The organism is Sorangiineae bacterium MSr11367 (assembly GCA_037157805.1).
Classification (GTDB): Bacteria; Myxococcota_A; Polyangia; order Polyangiales; family Polyangiaceae; genus Pendulispora; species Pendulispora rubella.
Window position 1 is genome coordinate 9,037,105 of sequence record CP089983.1, and the last position, 17,209, is coordinate 9,054,313.

General features: G+C 63.5%; 14 protein-coding genes and 1 tRNA gene. 9 read left to right on the plus strand and 6 right to left on the minus strand.

The annotated features are described in order from the left end of the window. Nucleotides 1-117: 117 nt before the first annotated feature. Nucleotides 118-1,119, minus strand: a complete 1,002-nt coding sequence (locus LVJ94_34470) for a 2OG-Fe(II) oxygenase (GenBank protein ID WXB02005.1) — start codon at nucleotides 1,117-1,119, stop codon at nucleotides 118-120. Between the two features lie 150 nt (nucleotides 1,120-1,269). After that, nucleotides 1,270-2,547, minus strand: a complete 1,278-nt coding sequence (locus tag LVJ94_34475; GenBank protein WXB02006.1) for a hypothetical protein — start codon at nucleotides 2,545-2,547, stop codon at nucleotides 1,270-1,272. Nucleotides 2,548-2,766: 219 nt separating this feature from the next. Here LVJ94_34475 and LVJ94_34480 point away from each other — a divergent pair, with 219 nt between their 5' ends. The 3 genes from LVJ94_34480 (at nucleotide 2,767) to LVJ94_34490 (ending at nucleotide 5,352) form a co-directional block, all read left to right on the plus strand. Then, nucleotides 2,767-2,937 (plus strand): hypothetical protein, encoded by a 171-nt coding sequence (locus tag LVJ94_34480; GenBank protein WXB02007.1) that lies wholly within the window; start codon nucleotides 2,767-2,769, stop codon nucleotides 2,935-2,937. 88 nt (nucleotides 2,938-3,025) lie between these two features. Next, the gene (locus LVJ94_34485; protein ID WXB02008.1) at nucleotides 3,026-4,258 is read left to right on the plus strand and encodes a hypothetical protein; all 1,233 of its coding nucleotides are present in this window, start codon (nucleotides 3,026-3,028) and stop codon (nucleotides 4,256-4,258) included. Further along, nucleotides 4,255-5,352, plus strand: coding sequence for a hypothetical protein (locus tag LVJ94_34490; protein WXB02009.1), 1,098 nt, complete (start codon nucleotides 4,255-4,257; stop codon nucleotides 5,350-5,352). The genes LVJ94_34485 and LVJ94_34490 overlap by 4 nt, the downstream gene beginning before the upstream one ends. Before the next feature lie 9 nt (nucleotides 5,353-5,361). Here the strand turns inward: LVJ94_34490 and LVJ94_34495 are convergent, their stop codons facing one another. The 3 genes from LVJ94_34495 to LVJ94_34505 all read right to left on the minus strand — a co-directional run bounded on the left by LVJ94_34495 (nucleotide 5,362) and on the right by LVJ94_34505 (nucleotide 8,388). Next, nucleotides 5,362-6,171 (minus strand): hypothetical protein, encoded by an 810-nt coding sequence (locus LVJ94_34495; GenBank protein WXB02010.1) that lies wholly within the window; start codon nucleotides 6,169-6,171, stop codon nucleotides 5,362-5,364. Between the two features lie 100 nt (nucleotides 6,172-6,271). Further along, on the minus strand, nucleotides 6,272-7,258 hold the full coding sequence (locus LVJ94_34500; GenBank protein ID WXB02011.1) for a 2OG-Fe(II) oxygenase: 987 nt from the start codon (nucleotides 7,256-7,258) through the stop codon (nucleotides 6,272-6,274). Nucleotides 7,259-7,260: 2 nt separating this feature from the next. Continuing rightward, on the minus strand, nucleotides 7,261-8,388 hold the full coding sequence (locus LVJ94_34505) for an acyltransferase (protein ID WXB02012.1): 1,128 nt from the start codon (nucleotides 8,386-8,388) through the stop codon (nucleotides 7,261-7,263). A gap of 80 nt (nucleotides 8,389-8,468) precedes the next feature. On the opposite strand from LVJ94_34505, the gene LVJ94_34510 reads away from it, so the two are divergent. Both LVJ94_34510 and LVJ94_34515 read left to right on the plus strand, forming a co-directional pair. Further along, nucleotides 8,469-11,720: a lantibiotic dehydratase gene (locus LVJ94_34510; protein ID WXB02013.1), complete on the plus strand. Its 3,252-nt coding sequence runs from the start codon at nucleotides 8,469-8,471 to the stop codon at nucleotides 11,718-11,720. A gap of 67 nt (nucleotides 11,721-11,787) precedes the next feature. After that, nucleotides 11,788-12,804, plus strand: coding sequence for an esterase family protein (locus LVJ94_34515; protein ID WXB02014.1), 1,017 nt, complete (start codon nucleotides 11,788-11,790; stop codon nucleotides 12,802-12,804). A gap of 439 nt (nucleotides 12,805-13,243) precedes the next feature. On the opposite strand, the gene LVJ94_34520 is transcribed toward LVJ94_34515, so the two are convergent. Next, a tRNA-Met gene (locus LVJ94_34520) sits at nucleotides 13,244-13,317 on the minus strand. A gap of 972 nt (nucleotides 13,318-14,289) precedes the next feature. Between LVJ94_34520 and LVJ94_34525 the strand changes: the two genes are divergently transcribed. The 4 genes from LVJ94_34525 to LVJ94_34540 all read left to right on the plus strand — a co-directional run bounded on the left by LVJ94_34525 (nucleotide 14,290) and on the right by LVJ94_34540 (nucleotide 17,166). After that, entirely contained in the window at nucleotides 14,290-15,171 is an 882-nt protein-coding gene (locus LVJ94_34525) for a hypothetical protein (GenBank protein ID WXB02015.1), read from the plus strand. A 505-nt stretch (nucleotides 15,172-15,676) separates the two neighbouring features. Next, nucleotides 15,677-15,889: a hypothetical protein gene (locus LVJ94_34530; protein ID WXB02016.1), complete on the plus strand. Its 213-nt coding sequence runs from the start codon at nucleotides 15,677-15,679 to the stop codon at nucleotides 15,887-15,889. A 279-nt stretch (nucleotides 15,890-16,168) separates the two neighbouring features. Beyond that, the gene (locus LVJ94_34535) at nucleotides 16,169-16,471 is read left to right on the plus strand and encodes a hypothetical protein (protein WXB02017.1); all 303 of its coding nucleotides are present in this window, start codon (nucleotides 16,169-16,171) and stop codon (nucleotides 16,469-16,471) included. Nucleotides 16,472-16,767: 296 nt separating this feature from the next. Continuing rightward, nucleotides 16,768-17,166: a hypothetical protein gene (locus LVJ94_34540; GenBank protein WXB02018.1), complete on the plus strand. Its 399-nt coding sequence runs from the start codon at nucleotides 16,768-16,770 to the stop codon at nucleotides 17,164-17,166. The last annotated feature ends 43 nt before the right edge of the window (nucleotides 17,167-17,209 follow it).

The window sequence follows — 17,209 nt, forward strand, 5'->3', positions numbered from 1 at the left end:
GCACCGGAACGAAAAGATCGAAAAGTTCCTAGAGTTCATCGCCGAGGGCAACGGCTCCAAGTCGGTCGCCGATAAGCTCAAGGTCCTCGAACGCGAGGCCGACTCGGAACGACGCCGTCAGAGCAAGACCACGCCGTTCGCGTCCTCCGCTTCGAGTGTCTGCGTGGGAAGACCGTAGATGCCGCGTCGGACTTGGGTGTTTCCCGCGACCAGGTGTTCGTGCGTCACCTGCCAGGGTTCTCCCCTGCTCTGCCACCACCCGCCGACCGCGACCCGGACGCCGCGGGCAAGGGGCGAAACGCTGGAGACGAAGTGCAGCGACTCCGAGCTGACTTTGAACAGGACGAGGCAGTTGAACGCGGGGCTCATGATGGCTCCGCTCGGGCACCAGACGAAGTGTCCGCCCCATTCCGGCTTCCAATCTTTCGCCAAATGCCAGACATAGGCAATGGCGTGGTTATTGAGCGCATCGGTGTGTGGCAGCGTGTGGTCCTCCGCCAGGTACGTCGCGGCGGTGAACCGCGCAGGGCCCGCACAATCGGAGCCAGTCACTTCCGACATGAGCCTTCGCGTTGCCCGGCTCGTGAAGATGCGATGGCACTCGAGAAGCTCCGGCGGATATTGACCGCGATCGTGAAGCGCGTGGTGACGATAGTGAAAGAACGGCTCCGCGGCTTCCTGCGACGGCCATCGCGCACACCGATCCAGCGCCGTGTGGACGCGCTCGGCGAAGCCCTTTTCGAAAGCCGACGCAATGACCACAGCGCGCCCTTGAGCGATCTCGCGACCGATTCGCGGCCATACCCCAGGATCGTCGAAGAGGCCGGGACGGAGGAGCGTCTCGATCGAACCTGCTGCGGTATCGTCCACCGGTTCCTGCAAAATGCCATCCGCGACGAGCGCGTGGACCAACCTCTCGAACGCGTGCAAATCGCCATCGACCTCGAGCGACTCGTACGCATTTCGGCACGATCGTGGCGCGGCGAACTCGATGGCGATCTTGTGCATCGTGATGTGCATCGGCTTCGAAACGCCGTCGACCGTCGCCTCCACCCGCTCCGGCCCCACGACGCGAAATACGACGTCCGAACGAAGGAAAAGCACCGTATCGGAATTCATGTTCTAGATGGACTTAGCACTCAATGGCTCGTAACGCTCTGACGAGCACGTCGTAGTCAGCACGTCGAGCTCGAGGAGCGGCAGCGGAGACCTTCCCGCGGGGCCGGCGCCCCTGACGATGGACTCGAAATCGTTGCGTTTCGTCGCGCCTTAGCGCAACGAACCGTCGAAATTGGCAGATACGTAGTGCAAACATATGACACCTGCGGTGTGCCCTTCGGGCAAAGGTTCGCGCCAGTGCGGTGTGTCCGTACCGCTGTACACGACGGCGTCGCCCGGTCCCAAACGCACCGAGTGCGCGCCCTGGTCGGTCTCGAAATGAAGCGACCACGCGCCCGCCCTGCTCGCGTCGGCGTTGCTGTCGACGGCAAGGGAGACGTTCCATCGACATTGCGGACGGTCGATGTGCCGCGTGAGCACCGCGCGATCGCGGTAATGAAAATGCCACGTGAACGACGGCTTGATCGGTTCGTCGACGACTTTACCGATGAACCGCGTGAGCTGATCCTGAAAGAGCACGGATACGAAATCACAATATATTCCGTCCCGCGCACCAAGCGAGGGTACCTCGTACGATGTGAAGTTACCCGACGCGTGCAGTGTGCGAAAGTGCCGGCGCATCGCGGCGACCTGGAGAGGGCTCAGCACGTTTCGGACGACGACGTATCCGTCGGTCTTCAGGCCGTCGCGCAGCCGTTCGATGCGATCCGCGTCTCGAGCGCGACTCTCATCGGTCGGCCTCGGAATCAGCACGTGGGTCGCGAGAAGCATGTCGCGCGTGGCGGCAGCCAGCTTCTCGCAATCGATCGACCCTGCACGGAGCTCGTCCGAGCTGCTTCTGTCCATATCGACGGGCTGCATGGCCTCTGTGAAGGGATGCGGCACCCAGAGCCGGTACGACGTCTCCAACGGGGGCAGTCCCCGCCGCGCCGTCGTTTCGAGCCGACCTTCTTGGGCGAAATCGCCGCCGAGGTGATCCCACAGAGCCGCACCGAGCCGCACCCGTTCGTCCTGGGGCGGGTCGTCCGTCTCCTGAATGCAGCACGCGGGATTGAGCACGATACCCGTTTCCTCACACGCGGTTCGAAGGGCGATCATGTCCTCTTCGGGCACGAGCGCGAGCAGCGCGGGATCCAATCGACACGCGAAGGAGGACTCCTCCCCAGGTAGGGCGTCCTCGGCGACGAGCAAGCCCTTTTCGATCGCGGCGTCCAGAATGTCGCTCGAAAGCTCGACCTCGCGCTCCCCACCCTCTCCTGCGTGGGCGGCCTGGAGCGTGCCGAGAAGCCACTGTACGAGGGGAACGTCGTCCGGGAACCGCATGGTGAACCGAGTGCGGCCGCGGTCCTTCCGCCGCACCTCCCATTCCACGCGAAGAACGAGACTCGGATTCAACGACAGCATCTCTGCATCGGCGTCTGGCATCATGACGATGCGAAATTCGAATCAAACGGGGCAAATGGCAAGACGTTCGAGAAATTCGCAACGTCGCGAGTTTGTTCCGTGCGCCACCAATCGACAAAATGAGACCATTCGTTCAACTGGCCTCGCGTGTGAATTGACTCACAAATCAAGGTAACCAATATCTACTCACCCCATTGGGTTGCCGGCCCTGTGCTGGCCGCCCCCTTATCGAAAGAGACGCCAATGCAAACGTCGAACAAAGAAGCACCCAAGCAGAAGATTCGCGCACGCCTGGCCATCAACAAGCTGAATGTTCGTCAACTCGAGGAAGCACAGCTCGGCGCACTGAACATTGGCGAGGACCTTCCGTGCCCCGGCGGTACGATGAGTGGCAAATTCGGCGGTTCGCTGTAGTCGTTTGGCGCGGCAGTAGATAGATTGGGCCGGCGTCGCACCAAAACTCGGCGCCGGCCCGTTTCCATCGAGTATGCGGCAGGTGGCGATGCTATTTTTTCGTGAATTGGGCGGCGACATCGATCGCGCATGGCGGGCCGAGAATTACGACGTTTCGGCCTTTCCTCGGATCGCACGCATCGCATTGTCGGAGCGTCCCCCCTCCAAGAACGTGACGCCGGACGAGATCGTCGAGTGGACGCTCACCACCGGGGAGTTCCCAAGGCAGCCCAATCTGGACATTGCCTTCGGCGACCCTCCCATCACGGTGTTTTGCGCGCAACGTTTTTACATCGAGGCGCTCTTCTGGGTGGACGGGACGACCGCCATTCATCAACACAACTTTTCGGGCGCGTTCCACGTTCTCTCCGGCTCTAGCATTCACGCACGCTACGCGTTCCATCTCGACAAACGCTTTTCGGAGCGACTCTTATCGGGAAGTTTACGTCTCACGGACATCGAATTGCTCGAGAAAGGCGATACGCGCCCCATCGAGTCGGGAGACCGGTTCATTCACTCGCTCTTCCATCTCGACCGGCCCTCTGTGACCATCGTGGCACGTACGTTTTCCGAGCCTTCGGCCACGCCTCAATACAGTTATTCCAAACCGTCCCTCGCACACGATTCGGCCTTCAACGGCGAGCAGCTGAAACGCCAAGTCCAGAGCCTCGTCCTGCTTTACGAAAGCGAGCACCCCGAGGCGACCGCCATCGTTCGAAAGGCGTTGGCTCGGGCCGATGCACTCACCACGTACCGGCTCCTTCGCGCCGCCCACCAAGCGGCCCCCAAGGCCTCGTTCGAGGCCCTCCTGGAAGACGCACGGGCTCGCGATGCCCATCTCGTCGAACGATTGGAGGCCGTGTTCGAGCAGGACCGCCGGCTCCATTTGATCGTGGGCCGGCGAAAAAAGGTACGGGATGCGGAGCATCGATTCTTTCTCGCGCTGCTCTTGAACGCACCGGATCGGAAGAATCTCCTCAACCTGGTGAGGCGCCGGTATCCCGAGCACGATCCGCTGGACGTCGTCGCACGATGGGTGCGCCAAATGGCGACCACGCAATTGGAAGGAGACAGCGAGCCGAACGTGCTTGGCCTCCCGCTCGACAGCGCAGGCATCGACGTGCTCGAATACACGGTGCGCGCCCTGTCGCACGAGGAGATCGTGCGCCGCCTCCAACACACGTACGACGAGGACGACATCCGCGATCAGCAGAGCGACATCGTCGAGCTCGAGAAATCCATTCGAAGCATGCTGCTATTTCGCCCCCTCTTCACGGAATGAACGCCCCCTCGATCGCACGGTCCGTCGACCCGGTCGTACGCCTGCGCAACGATTTCGGGCTCGATTCCGAACGCCTCCGCCGCTTCGGCCTCGCGCCGCCGCGCTGTTCTCTCGCGCATGGAGCGAGCGGGATTGCCTACGCACTGTGGCGAGCGTCCATCGTCAGCGACGATCCAAGCCTCCTCGAAGCCGCCCGAGCCTGGATCACGCTCGCCGAGGAGCACGTGTCGGGCGCCGACTCGTTCACGTCGAGCGAAATGGGCATCGAACGGAGCGCCGTCGGCTACACGTCGGTCTCCGCGGCCGAACCCGGTCTGTTCTTCACAAAAGCACTCATCGCGAACGCCTATGGCGACGCGACGGTCACGTCGAATGCCGTCGCTCGGTTCATCGACGTGAGTCGTCGGTTGGAAAGGCCCCTGGACGTGCACCTCGGAAGCCTCGGTGTCGGCATCGCGGCCTGCCGGCTGATCGAGCTGCGCGCGGGCCACGAGGCGAGCCTCGCCGCGTTGCGCGACGAGATCATGGGGCGGGCACTCAGGCGCGGGGCGCGCATTGCGCCCGGGCGGTCGTTGGGGTTCGCGCACGGCTTCGCAGGGCTGGTCTCCGCCGCGTGCTCGGCCCGCATGGTGCCCGAGGTGGAGAAGCTCACCGAGGCGTTTCGAGCCCACGCGATGATGTCACACCGCGGGCTGCGCTGGCCCGTATGCGCGGGTGGAGACAAAGTCGTACTCAGCTGGTGCAATGGGCTCGGCGGGCATCTGCTGGCCTGGGTCCAAGTGTGGCAGCTGTCCCGCCGCGACGAAGACCGCGACATGATGGATCGCGTCGCGCAAAGCCTCTGGGAGTCGAGGAGCGCGTACGGCAGCATCTGCTGCGGTGCCGCCGGCCACGCGCTCGTTCTCGCGCAGTTTGCTCGTGCCGTCGATGCCCCCGAATGGCTGTCGCGAACGCGCACGTGGCTCGAAGCCGCGAAGCTCGAATGGACGAGCGAAGATTCTCCGCAAAGCCTATTTCGCGGCAACGTCGGCCTGCTGCTGGCCCGGATCGAGTGCACCTCGGGCAAGACCGCGCAATTTCCCATTTACGGATGATGGCACGGCCTACGGTTTCCTCTCGTCTTTTTCGGTTTCTTCGACGCTCGTGCCGACGCCCTGGGCGCAATGCTGATCGAAGGACGCGAGAGCCTGCGGACCGAGGTAACGCGTGAGCGCGTCGCGATACCACGCGTCCCACGTATGCACGACCACCGGCCTGCGTCCACCGCCGGTTTCGGCCGCAACCTCGAAGAAGTAAGGGACGTCGAGCTCCGAAATGGGGTGAAACGACGCGTCGAGCATTCCCACGGCAATGGTCGCCGCGATTTGATCGACGATCCGCCGGTTCGCGCACGGATACGGCAACTCGCCCAGGCGCCAGAGCTCCTCGAGCTCGTACATGGAGTCAATCTCGCCGGCGAACTTGCGCATCGAACCATTGGCGAACAATACGAAGCCCACATTGATGATATCGAGCGGGCGCGCTCCCACGGCCGAGCATATGGCGTCCATCGTGGGCCACCACATGACCGGCCGAATTCGCGTGTTCCCCACCCATCGCTCCTCGGCGCCTCGCTCGCAACCTGGATCGAGCCGGCCGCATATGTCGTGACGCGCATGGCAATCGACGAAATCCGAGAGAGCGCCGAGCACGAAGGTGTCGTTGTCCATGAGGATGGTGTGTTCGGGTAGGCATTCATGGAGCCGCCGAACGGCGATCCATTTGAGCCAGAACATCCATTTTGGATCTTCCGCATCGTATCGATGGACGCGGGCGCCGACGTCGTCGGCCGTGGCCGCGAGGAGCGGAGAGAGACTTCCGAAACACGCCACGTGAATCTCCGCCGCTGCATCGTAATGGCGGGCAGAGCGCATGCTATTCACCATTTGAAGCTGGCTTCGGACCGAAGAATCGACGGTGTACAACAAAGCGTAATGCGCCACGGTATGCCTCACGACCACGAACGAGTGTGCATCACAGGAGAACGACGTCTTGGCGTTTCATCGTTTCCGTCGCCAGACCATACCGGCCCGGCGCAATGGGCGGATGCGTGAAGGACTCGTGCTTCGCAACCTCCCATCGCGCGTCGGCCCCCTGCCACCAGCCATTGACCGCGAGACGGCTGCCACGAGCGCGCGCGGTCACCTTGGACACGAAGTGCACAGAGTCGCGGCTCACCTTGAAGATGACCAGGCTGTTAAACCCGGGGTTCACCATGGCGCCGCTCGGGCACCACACGAAGTGCCCTCCCCACGCGGGGTGCCAATTCTTGGACAAATGCCACACGTACGCCACCGTGCGATGGCCGACGGCGTCCGTATGCGGAAGCGAATGATCACCCGCCATGTACATGGCCGCGCCAATCTGGAGCGGGCCGCTGCAATCGCAACCGGTGAGCGACGCCATGAGCGCCTTCGTTGCCGAGCTGCCAAGAATGCGTTTGCACTCCAGGAGCGCCGGCGGAAAGCGCGATGTGTCGTAAACGTTGTGGTGACGATAGTGAAAAAATGGTTCGGCCGCTTCGTAGGGCTGCCACGGAGCGCACGCCTCGAGTGCATCGTACACACGCTCTGCGAACGCGTCGTCGAATGCACGCGGAATGACCACCGCTCGGCCCCCGGCGATCGCCCGCCCGACCCCGTCCGAGAGATGCCCCTTGGGAAACGTGGCGCGATTCAAAATTGAGCTTATCGAGGGGCCATCCGACTCCGAGAACTCCTCCAAAATGCCCTTGGCCACCAGCGCGAGAACGAGGTCCTCGAAATCACGATCCTCTCCGTCCACGTCGAGTTCCGTGTAGACGTCTCGCCACGAGCGAGGGGACGCGAATTCGATAGCCACCCGATGCGCCGTCTCGTCGATTCGCCTCGAAACGCCGCCCACGACGGCATCGACCACGTCGCGACTCGGGAAGCGAAAGGCCACCTCCGGGCGAAGGCGGAGCAAAGCCCCGGCGCTCACGCTCACGTCTCCACCTCCCGCGGACGCACGCCGACCGGGGCTGGCGTCAACCAGCGGGTGATGCGCAGCCGGATAGGCTCCTCGACGAAACGAAACGCCAAGAGCGACGCCACCAACAAGAATCCCATGTAGATGAAGACGTGCGCGAGGCTATTCCATATGGCCGAGTCGAAGCGCGCCCAGGCAAAGAGCAATGGCCAGTGCAGAATGTACGTGGCGAAGCTCGCGTGCCCGAGCGCGACGCAAACTTTGGATGCGAGCGGACCGCGCTCCCACCCCGCCGTCCCCATCACCAGCAGCACGATGAGGGGCAATGGAAAGCCGGTACGAAGAAAGACGAACGGCATCGGTGATACCATGAGCGCCACGAGCCCCAACGCCGCGAGCGGTGCGGCGCGACGCGGTTTCCAGGGCAACCTGGCGGCCAGGGCCCCTGCCATGAACTCCGGAAGCCTCTGCACCGGGAAAAAGCTGATGTACCAAGCGCCCTTCACTTCGTCGCCGAGGGCCAACGGGTGATTCAACCGATCGGGATCGAGCACGGTGTAGATCGCGGGCCAAATCAAGGTGGCCAACCAACCCAGCGCGAGCAGCACGCAAGCGCGGCGGATGGAAAGGCGGGCCAGTGCGGGGAGAAGCCATGGACACAGAACGTAGAAAAGCGCTTCCACCGAGAGCGACCACGCGGCAAAATTGTATTTGAACATCGCGATGTGCGTCCACGCGTTGAGCAGCAGCACCTCCGCGAGGATACGCAGCTGCCCTTCCGAAGTCGCCAGGTCACCCTTTGCCGTTTTCCAAGCCGCCGCGACCCCCACGATCAGGCTCAGCGCGTAAAGCGGATAGATTCGCGCGAAGCGCCGTACGTAGAATCGTCCTATATTCGCACCCGTGAACACCGTACGGGAATAACGACGCATCAACACGTAACCCGATAAGACGAAAAATACGTCCACGGCCACGTAGCCGCCTGAAATGATCGCTTTTCCGAGCCCCTCGGGGAGCGAATCCCGTACGAAGTGAAACGATACGACCCACCAGGCGAGGATCGCGCGGAGCCCGGTCAACGAAAGGAGCTCGCCCGCGGATTCCGCCGGTCCAGCCGGTGCGGCCACAAAGGATGTCGTCATGGTTGCCCTCACGCTACGCGTCCTTCCCGCACAGGTTCAATTGCTTGTGACTCGAAATACGATCTGCAACGGTGTGCAGGATGACCGTTCCTTCCGCGTCGCTCGACGCGCGCTGGCAGACCGCGCGCTTCTTCGTCATGCGCTCGCCCCTTTTGCCGCTGGCTACGCTTTTCGACCTCGGGCATATCGAGGCGCCACACGTACCGGACGACGCGAGCGAGCTCTCATCCACATTGTCCGCGGATCGCGCGTCCGCGGTCGCGGCGTTGCGACATCTCGTGCGTACGGATGCGGTCGTTCGCGAGGCACTCTTCGTTGCGTCCCCTTCGCTCGACGCCGCGGTTCGGGCGTGGCTGCGCGACGAGCTGGACCCTCGGGCGCGGGGCGTGGCCGAAATCATTCTCCGCTACGTGGCCCGAATGGCCGCACGAGCTACGCCGTTCGGCCTATTTTCCGGGACTTCGGTCGGTGTGATGGGCAGCCGCTCGAACCTTGCGCTGGAAGCCCGCGGTTCGTATCGGCGGCACACGCGGCTCGATGTGCACTACCTCGACGCCGCGTGCGAGACCGTGCGGCAACGCAGGGGATGGGAAGACCTGCGCCTGCGCACGAGCACGGGGCTCTACGCGATTGGGAAGCAATGGCGGCTCGCGGAGCTCCGCACGTCGGCGGCCACGGGCACACGGCACTACGGATTGATCTCCCTCGAGCGCAGTCCCCATCTCGACGCCACCATCGACCGCGCCCGCAGCGGCGCGCGCGTCGAGGACCTGGTGCGGGCTCTCCGCGCCGACGATTCCGAGGTCGAGCCTGACGAAGCCCATGATTTTCTTCGCGAGCTGGTCGCCTCGCAGGTGCTCGTGCCCGACTTGGCGCCCCCGGTGACGGGAGCCGATCCGCTCACGCACATCATCGAGACTCTCCGTCGCGCGACGGCGGCACGAGCCGAGATTGGCGCGCTCGTGCGTGCGGAGGAGCAGCTCCACGAGATGGACGCGGACGGCCTCGGGCTTTCGGCCGAGCGATACCGGGCCGTCAACGCCGCATTGGAACCACTCGCGGTACCGAAGGACCTCGACGCGCTCTTTCACGTCGACATGTACAAGCCACTCCACGCCAACGCTTCGCTCGGCCCGCTGGTCGTCTCGGAGGCGCGCCGTGCCGTCGAGCTTCTGACTCGAGTCGGACAGGCCGAAGAGACGGGCCTGCGCGCCTTCCGCGAAGCATTCGGCGAGCGATACGGCACGCGCGAAGTGCCCTTCGTGGAGGTGCTCGACGAGGAGATTGGCATCGGATATCCGGTCGACCCGTTCCGGACCGGGGAACCCTCGCCGCTACTCGAAGGGCTCGTCTTTCCCACCCGCCCACCGCCGCGATGGGCTCGTGACGGCAGACGTGAGCAGTATCTCGCGCGCGGCATCGACGATGCGGTGAGACGCGGCTCACTCGAATGGCTGCTATCCGACGAGGACGTCGAGGCGCTCTCGGAGCCCTCTTCGGAGCGGCTTCCGGACGCCTTCGCGCTGCTCGGAGTCCTCCACGCGCCCTCCACCGAGGCGCTCGACACGGGCGATTTTCGCCTCGTCGTGACTGGCCTCGATGGCCCGTCGGGCGCCACGTACCTCGGGCGCTTCTGCCACGGCGATGCCGCCCTACGCGAGCAGGTGGAAGCCCATCTTCGCGAAGAAGAAGCCCTGCGCGCGGATGCTGTTTTCGCCGAGATCGTGCACTTGCCATCGGGCCGTGCCGCCAACCTGGTGACGCGACCCCGCCTCCGGGATTGGGAAATCGTGTACCTCGGCTCGGGAGGCTCGAACGACGATCGTCGAATCCCCATCGAGGATCTGCGGATATCCGTCGCGGGCGAACGCGTCCTTCTCCGCTCCAACCGCTTGGGGCGCGAAGTGGTGCCGCGCATGACCAGCGCCCACAATCATTCGCGATCGACGCTGGCCATCTATCGATTCCTCGCGGCGCTCTCCGCACAAGATGGGCGGACACCGCGATTCTCATGGGCCCCGTGGGGCGCGGCGCCGTTTCTGCCGCGGCTTCGGCGCGGTCGGATCGTGCTGAGCCCCGCGCGCTGGACGTTGCAGAGAGCCGACCTGGCGCCGATTGTGGACTGCAGCTCACCGGCCGACCGGTTTCACGCACTACGTGCTCTGCGCACCCGTCTCCGCGTCCCGCGGTGGGCCGCATTGTCGGACCACGACAACGTCCTCCCCGTGGATTTCGAGAGCGCGCTCCACGTGGAGTCGTTCGCGCAGCTCGTGAAGAACCGAGACACGGTGCGCCTCGTCGAGCTATCCCTCGACTCCCACGCGGTTCAGGGGCCCGAAGGCTCGTTCGCCCACGAAATCATCGTCCCGTTCACCCGGCTCGCCCCCACTCACGAAGGCGCGGTCGCGCCGCTCCGAGTCCTCCCCTCGTCCCCCATCGATACGCAGAGGACGTTCGCCCCCGGCACGCAATGGCTGTACGCGAAGCTCTACACGGGCACGACAACCGCCGACGCGGTGCTGCGCGAGGTGGTCGCTCCGCTGCGCGAACGAGCGCGCGGGCTCGCCGATCGGTGGTTCTTCCTTCGGTATTTCGACCCACAATTTCACCTACGGGTACGCTTCCGCGGAGACCCAGGGCGGCTCCTGGGCGAGCTTTTGCCGGCGCTGCACGAATTGGCGGCGCCGCTGCTCGCCGACGGACGGATTTGGCGGGTGCAGATCGACACCTACGATCGCGAGGTCGAGCGTTACGGAGGATCCCTCGGGATCGACCTATCCGAACGACTCTTCTCCATCGACAGCGACGCGGTTCTCAGCTTCATCTGCGATCCGACCTCCGAGGACGGCCCGACCCGGTGCGACATGGCACTTTGCGGAACCCACCAGCTTTTGCTCGATCTCGGTTTGAGTCTGACCGAGAGGCTCGAGTGGGCGCGCCGCCAGCGAGATCGTTTCGCGCGCGAATTCCGCGCGACGGTGGAGTTCGAACGGCGGCTCGGGCTCAAGTTTCGGAGCGCCCGCCGACACTTCGAAGCGCTGGTCGGCCCCGCCGCCGACAAGGTTGCATTGCCTGGCCGCGCGGTGCTGGAGGTTCGTACGGCGGCCATCGAGCCCGTCGCGGCGCGGCTTCGCGAAGCCGCGAGCGCGGGCGACCTGTGCCAGTCCATCGTGGATTTGGCCGCAAGCCACGCACACATGCACGTCAACCGCGTGCTACGCGCAAAACATCGCGAGCAGGAGCTCGTGCTCTACGACGCGCTCGCGCGCTTGTACGAATCGGAAGTCGCGCGAGGGAAAGCACAAAATCGTGACGTAGCGAAAATTGCGTAAAACTCGAATGCGGTCGTGAATACTTCGTATGGTAAACGCTTATGTTGCACGAGAAAGGATATCGACGATGAGACGGTCGAACATCACGGCAACGGCAGTCTTCGCACTCTCGCTCTGGTCGCTACCTGGCTGTGGAGACGCGTCGGAGAGCTCCCCGGTCGATACCGAATCGAGCAAACTCGAAGCGGGCGCCGGCCCCGATCCCGCGTACGGCCATGGGGCACGCGTGGTCGAGGAACGGAGCATCGACGCACGCATGGTGGATCTCACCATTGTGTCGCCCGCACTGGGAGGCCAAAGCCATGCACGGCTGCTGCTGCCCAAACATTGGGGCGCGCCGCACCGCTCGTGGCCGGTGCTTTACCTGCTCCACGGCTGCTGCGACGACTACACGTCGTGGACGCGCGAGACGGACATCGCCGCCCTGACCGCGGATCTCGACGTACTCGTCGTCATGCCCGAGGCGGGCCAGGCAGGTTGGTATTCCGATTGGTGGAACCAATCCAAAGGAGGTCCTCCGCGCTGGGAAACGTATCATCTGGTCGAGGTGCGAGAGATTCTCGAGCGTGGCTACCATGCGGGAGCCCGCCGCGCGATCGCGGGGCTTTCGATGGGCGGCTTCGGCGCCATCTCGTATGCCGCTCGACACCCGGGGATGTTTCGCGCGGCCGCTTCGTTCAGCGGCATCGTGCACTCGCGGATGGACGGCGGCCCGCAGCTCGTGCAATCGATTGTATCGGGCGCGGGGGAAGATCCTCTCGCGCTATGGGGAGACCCCGTCGCCCAGCGCCCGATCTGGCAAGCGCACAACCCCTACGATCTCGCCGATAGACTGGTCGGCATTCCCATCTACATCGCTTCCGGAAACGGCGACCCTGGCCCACTGGATCCGCCGGAAGGAGGCCACGATTCGCTCGAACATCTACTCGGCGACATGAACACCGCGTTTGCGCAGAGGCTGCGCGCGCTCGGCGCCGACGCCACGATCCATCTCTATGGGCCCGGCACGCACAGTTGGCCGTATTGGCAGCGCGAACTGCATACCGCCTTCCCAATGCTGATGGACGCCATCGGCGTCGATTAGCGTCCCTGAGGACGCGAGTCACACCGTCGAGGGTGGCCGGGCCCAGCAACCTCTTCGCGTGCATGAGGCCCGACGGCTGGATTCGCCATCGGGCTTTGTCTCAGAGCGCGCGTCCGTTCAACCCTCGTTCGAGTGACGACCGTAGCGAACAGGCGTTACCCTCCATGTTCCTCGGCGACATCGGAGAGACGAGGGCGGCGACGCTTCTCATGCGCAGCGCCGTCGACGCTTCCGCGACAGAGGGGCTCCGTCGACGTCCCCGGCAGGCGTAACGACCATCGGCAACAACGTGGCCATCGGGCGCCTAGTACGGCCTCTGACTCGAGGTCACACTGAGGGACTTTGCCCGCGGTCAGATGGGCACGAAGAGACACCTACCCGAGAGGCGAATAAAGACCAGTTAAGTGAGAAAACCCCGGTTTTGCCGGGGTTTGTATAGTTGCGCGGGTAGGATTTGAACCTACGACCTTCGGGTTATGAGCCCGACGAGCTACCAGGCTGCTCCACCGCGCGCCAATTGCTTCTCGTCCCACAAGCGCGCCCCCTTTGCTTGGGGATGCGCAGAAATGCAAACCGCCCTCCGCAGCGAACCTAGGAGGGCGATACACAGTTTCTCGGTTGCGCGGGTAGGATTTGAACCTAACCCGAAGCAGAATATCGAGGAATTTCTCGGCAAATCTGAGGACCGTGGCCCCAACGACGACAAAAAAAAGCCCGGAGAAAAGCCGAGATTTTGGGGGTACTGGACCAGTTGTTGGTCCAGTTGGACCAACGTTCGACCCCGTCGAGGACGCGTTGGCGAAGGCACTCGAGATGGCGATGGCGGCAGGTCGACACGACGTGGTCGCGCGCCTCACCGAACTCAGCAGGGAACCCTCTGCGACGGAGCCGACCGTTCCGCCGAGTCAGAAGCCGGGCAAGAAATAAGGGAGCTCTTCAGATTGACGGAAGAGTCGCGTCATATCGAGCTCTTCAACAATATGGCTCTTCGTTGTGTTACAGACAACATAGCGCGTGCAAGCCTATCGAACGGACCGCGCACGATGCCGATGACCACGTCCGCGGTGACTTGAGCCGGCAGCGGCCCGCGTGTCGACGAGGCCAACGTGGTCCAACGATGCGCGGAGCGAACAAGCGCGACGGCGATGCCGACGTTCCCACAGGAGATCCCCTGCGGCACGTCGAAGGACGTTCGCTCGCAACCTGACGCAGTGCCCGAAAAGCGAACGCTCGAAAATCGAACGACGTTCGAAAAGCGTGCGCCCAAGAATTGGGCAGTGTTCGAAAAGCGCGCGCTCAAGAATTGAGCAGTGCTCAAAAACTGAGCACCCCGCCGCCAAGCGATTGGAAAAGCGATACGCGCGCGCGGAACAAGGACCTTGAGGCGCCCCCTTCGTCGCGCCTCAAGGAGGTTCCTTGATGCAACAACAGGCAGCTTCAGAAGCGGACGACGTCGAGATGAGGCAGCGTCGCCGGCGTCGACCGATGCCTGCCCTGCTACGAGAACTCGACGAAGCTCTCGGGAATGCGCAGCCCGAAGCCACCGCCATCGGGGCGCTGCTCGCCAAGCACGCGAGCTTCTTCGCCTTCGCCCTTGGGCTCTCGACCGCGGACATCCTCGGTTACCAGCAAGTGCCCGACGAACAGATCGCCCAACGTCTGGCAACACGACTCCAACGGGCCTTGCTCTTCGCCCGCATCAACGAGTTCGCCGTTCCGCGAGGCACGCCGACAGCGATCCGCGCGTTGCTGCACGTGCTCCGGCACGGCGAGATTGGGGGTTCGAACGTGGGCGAGTTCGTAGCCAAGCGGGCGGATGCCTTGGCACCTCTGCTCAAGATGGCGCCCGACATCCTCCGGCGCTACACAGGTGAATGCGACGACTACGTGGCAAGGAGTCTATGGCCAAGCGCGCGCCGCGCGGCGTGGCGCGCAGAGCGAGACAAAGGAGCTCGAGACGCCGTCCTCGCGCAATCAGCGGTAGAAACCTTTGGACGTGGGGTTCGATGGCACGGAGAGCGGGCATACTTCGAGCCGACTCGAATTTCGGCATTGCTGAGAAGCCCGAGCAAGTTCGTCCGATTCTACGATCAACGATGCATCGATATCGTGATCTCGAGGGATGCGCTTAAGGGGGTCCTCCAAGTCTGGCGAGAGCTCTACCGTGACCTCGTTCTCTACGCCGACCCGGAGGGCCTCCATGCCCGATGGAAGGAGGGACGCGGTGGGTTCAATGCGCGCTCGAAGCGCAAAGAGGCCCGTCGCGCGCGAGGAGCGACGAGCCTTCTGCCGGTCCTCCTTTCCCACAGCTCCTACTTCCCCCGCGGCCAGTGGCTTGGTCGGACCGCTGCGCAGAACGTGCAATAGCAATGAGGCGCCGCCCGGGCGGCGCCTTTTTTTTTAGCAACTGCTCTTCGCCTTGGGCCGATACGCTGCCTGGGCATCATTCATTTCTTGGCGGGCTATTTCAAAATAGGCCGCCAATTTGAAAGGAATCGAAAATAGAATTTGACGTCGTCGCTTCAACTGTGAGCAAGTGTCATCATCGGGAGCTGCGCTTCGTGCTGGCGGCCACGGAGATGGTTCTCGAGGGAGGCACGCCTAGCGGCATGTCTTTGGATGTTTCGATGCTCTACCGTGGTGCCAAATGGCAGCTGCGTCCCAGATGGGTCTGGGGCAGATGGCTCAATGCACGATCACCACTCTCCAGTGCGGCAAGGGGGGGCGGATTATGAGTCGCCCATCATCTCCAAAGAAGAATCGTCCGCGAGTATCCAACCGGAGTGCGCCCGAAAGCGCTGGCCGCGCCAAGCGATTGGGGAGCATCTCCCTCGCCCGGAAACGCAGCATCATCGCGGACTTGATGGTGGTCATGTCCGACGACTTTGACGCCTTCACCCGCGAGCGGAACATCGTGTTCGCCACGGAGGACGAATTCCTCTGGTCATTTTTCGGTTTCGTCTGGAGGAACCTGGAAGGGCGTCGCCGCGAGTGGCAGGCACTTCGCGCCCATGGCGCTCCACCGGAGTGGCCCCCTTCCGACGAACCAGATACGGACCCACCCAAATCCGGCCGCACTACGTGATGTGCCGGAAGGATACGACGACTCGTCGAAGGAACCGGACACGGGAGTGAAACTGATGCCGAGTTCGCTGACTACTCATCCAGGCGTCTATGTCGTTCTCGATGTTCCGTCTAAGTTGGGAACGAGTGTCCCTGTCGCGCGATGAGCTTGTCGAAGCCACGCACAGCAGCGTGTGTACAGTCTTCCAGTTGCAGAGGCGACCGGACATGGATAGAACATCCACGTCGAGCACATCACCGCCCGTCTTTGGTTGCCCGTCGATACGCCTGAGAGGTTCGGATGTCACTTCAAGCGGATCAACAGGATCAGAATGTCGTGATCCTCGGATATCTTGCCAAAGCGAGCGCAGCCCTGGCGGGGCAGCAGGCTACCCAATCGTTCGCCGCGTACACGCTCGAGGATGCCATGTACGCGCAAACGCAACGCATCGACGGCCCGGACACGACCTCGCGCCCCAACGCGTTGCACGGCGTCGATAAGATTGTCGCCAATGTCGAAGCCGCGGTGAAGGCGATCAAGGCGCTTCCTTCCGATGGCTTGCCGTCCACCGGCGCGCCGTCGGACGCTCCCAGCGACTCCTAACCCTTCATTTCCGAGGCAATCTCACCGGTCCCGCATCGGCGTTCTGGAGCTCCATGAATTACGACGAGCTTGTGCCCAAACCGTTCGAAGTTCTAATTCGCGGTCACGAAGATACGCCGGCGGGCTATGCCTGCCCAACGTGCGGCGCGGTCTTTTCGCCAAGAAGCTTCCGAGACCGAACGGACGCACTGGAGCTGGCGGCACGTCACGCCTCGGAGCATTGCGCACAGGTCTGCGCGTGTGGCGCGCGGGCGGCGACTTCGCCGTGCCCCGGCTGCCGGGCAAAAGCCCTCGCCGTGACGGAGAAGGAACGGTTCTTGCGCGCCAAGAAGGTTTCGCACGAGGGCTACGAAGGCCCCCTGTATTGCCCGGAGCTCGGAGGGGACAATCAGGGGTACTTCGCTTGCCTGGCGGATCTTCACGCACGCTTCGCGGCGGCAAACGTGGACGCTCCACCCTACGCGTGGGCGTGCGAGACGATCACGTTCCGCCTCGACGCCCAACAGGTCGTCGGCCGTGCGCTCGAGGCCCACCACGAAGGAGCCACGGGCGGGCTTTCGCCCGACGCGATAAGCCGCCTGCAGCAGACGCTCGACGAATGGTGCGCCGAACTGCCGGTCATCGTGACCTATGAACCCGATTATTCTCGTGCCGTCCTACTCGGCGACCTCAAGGCTCGCGCACCCGCAGCATAAGGCGCGGCGCTTTCGTCGCCGGTCGCCGGCCCACGCCGCCGCC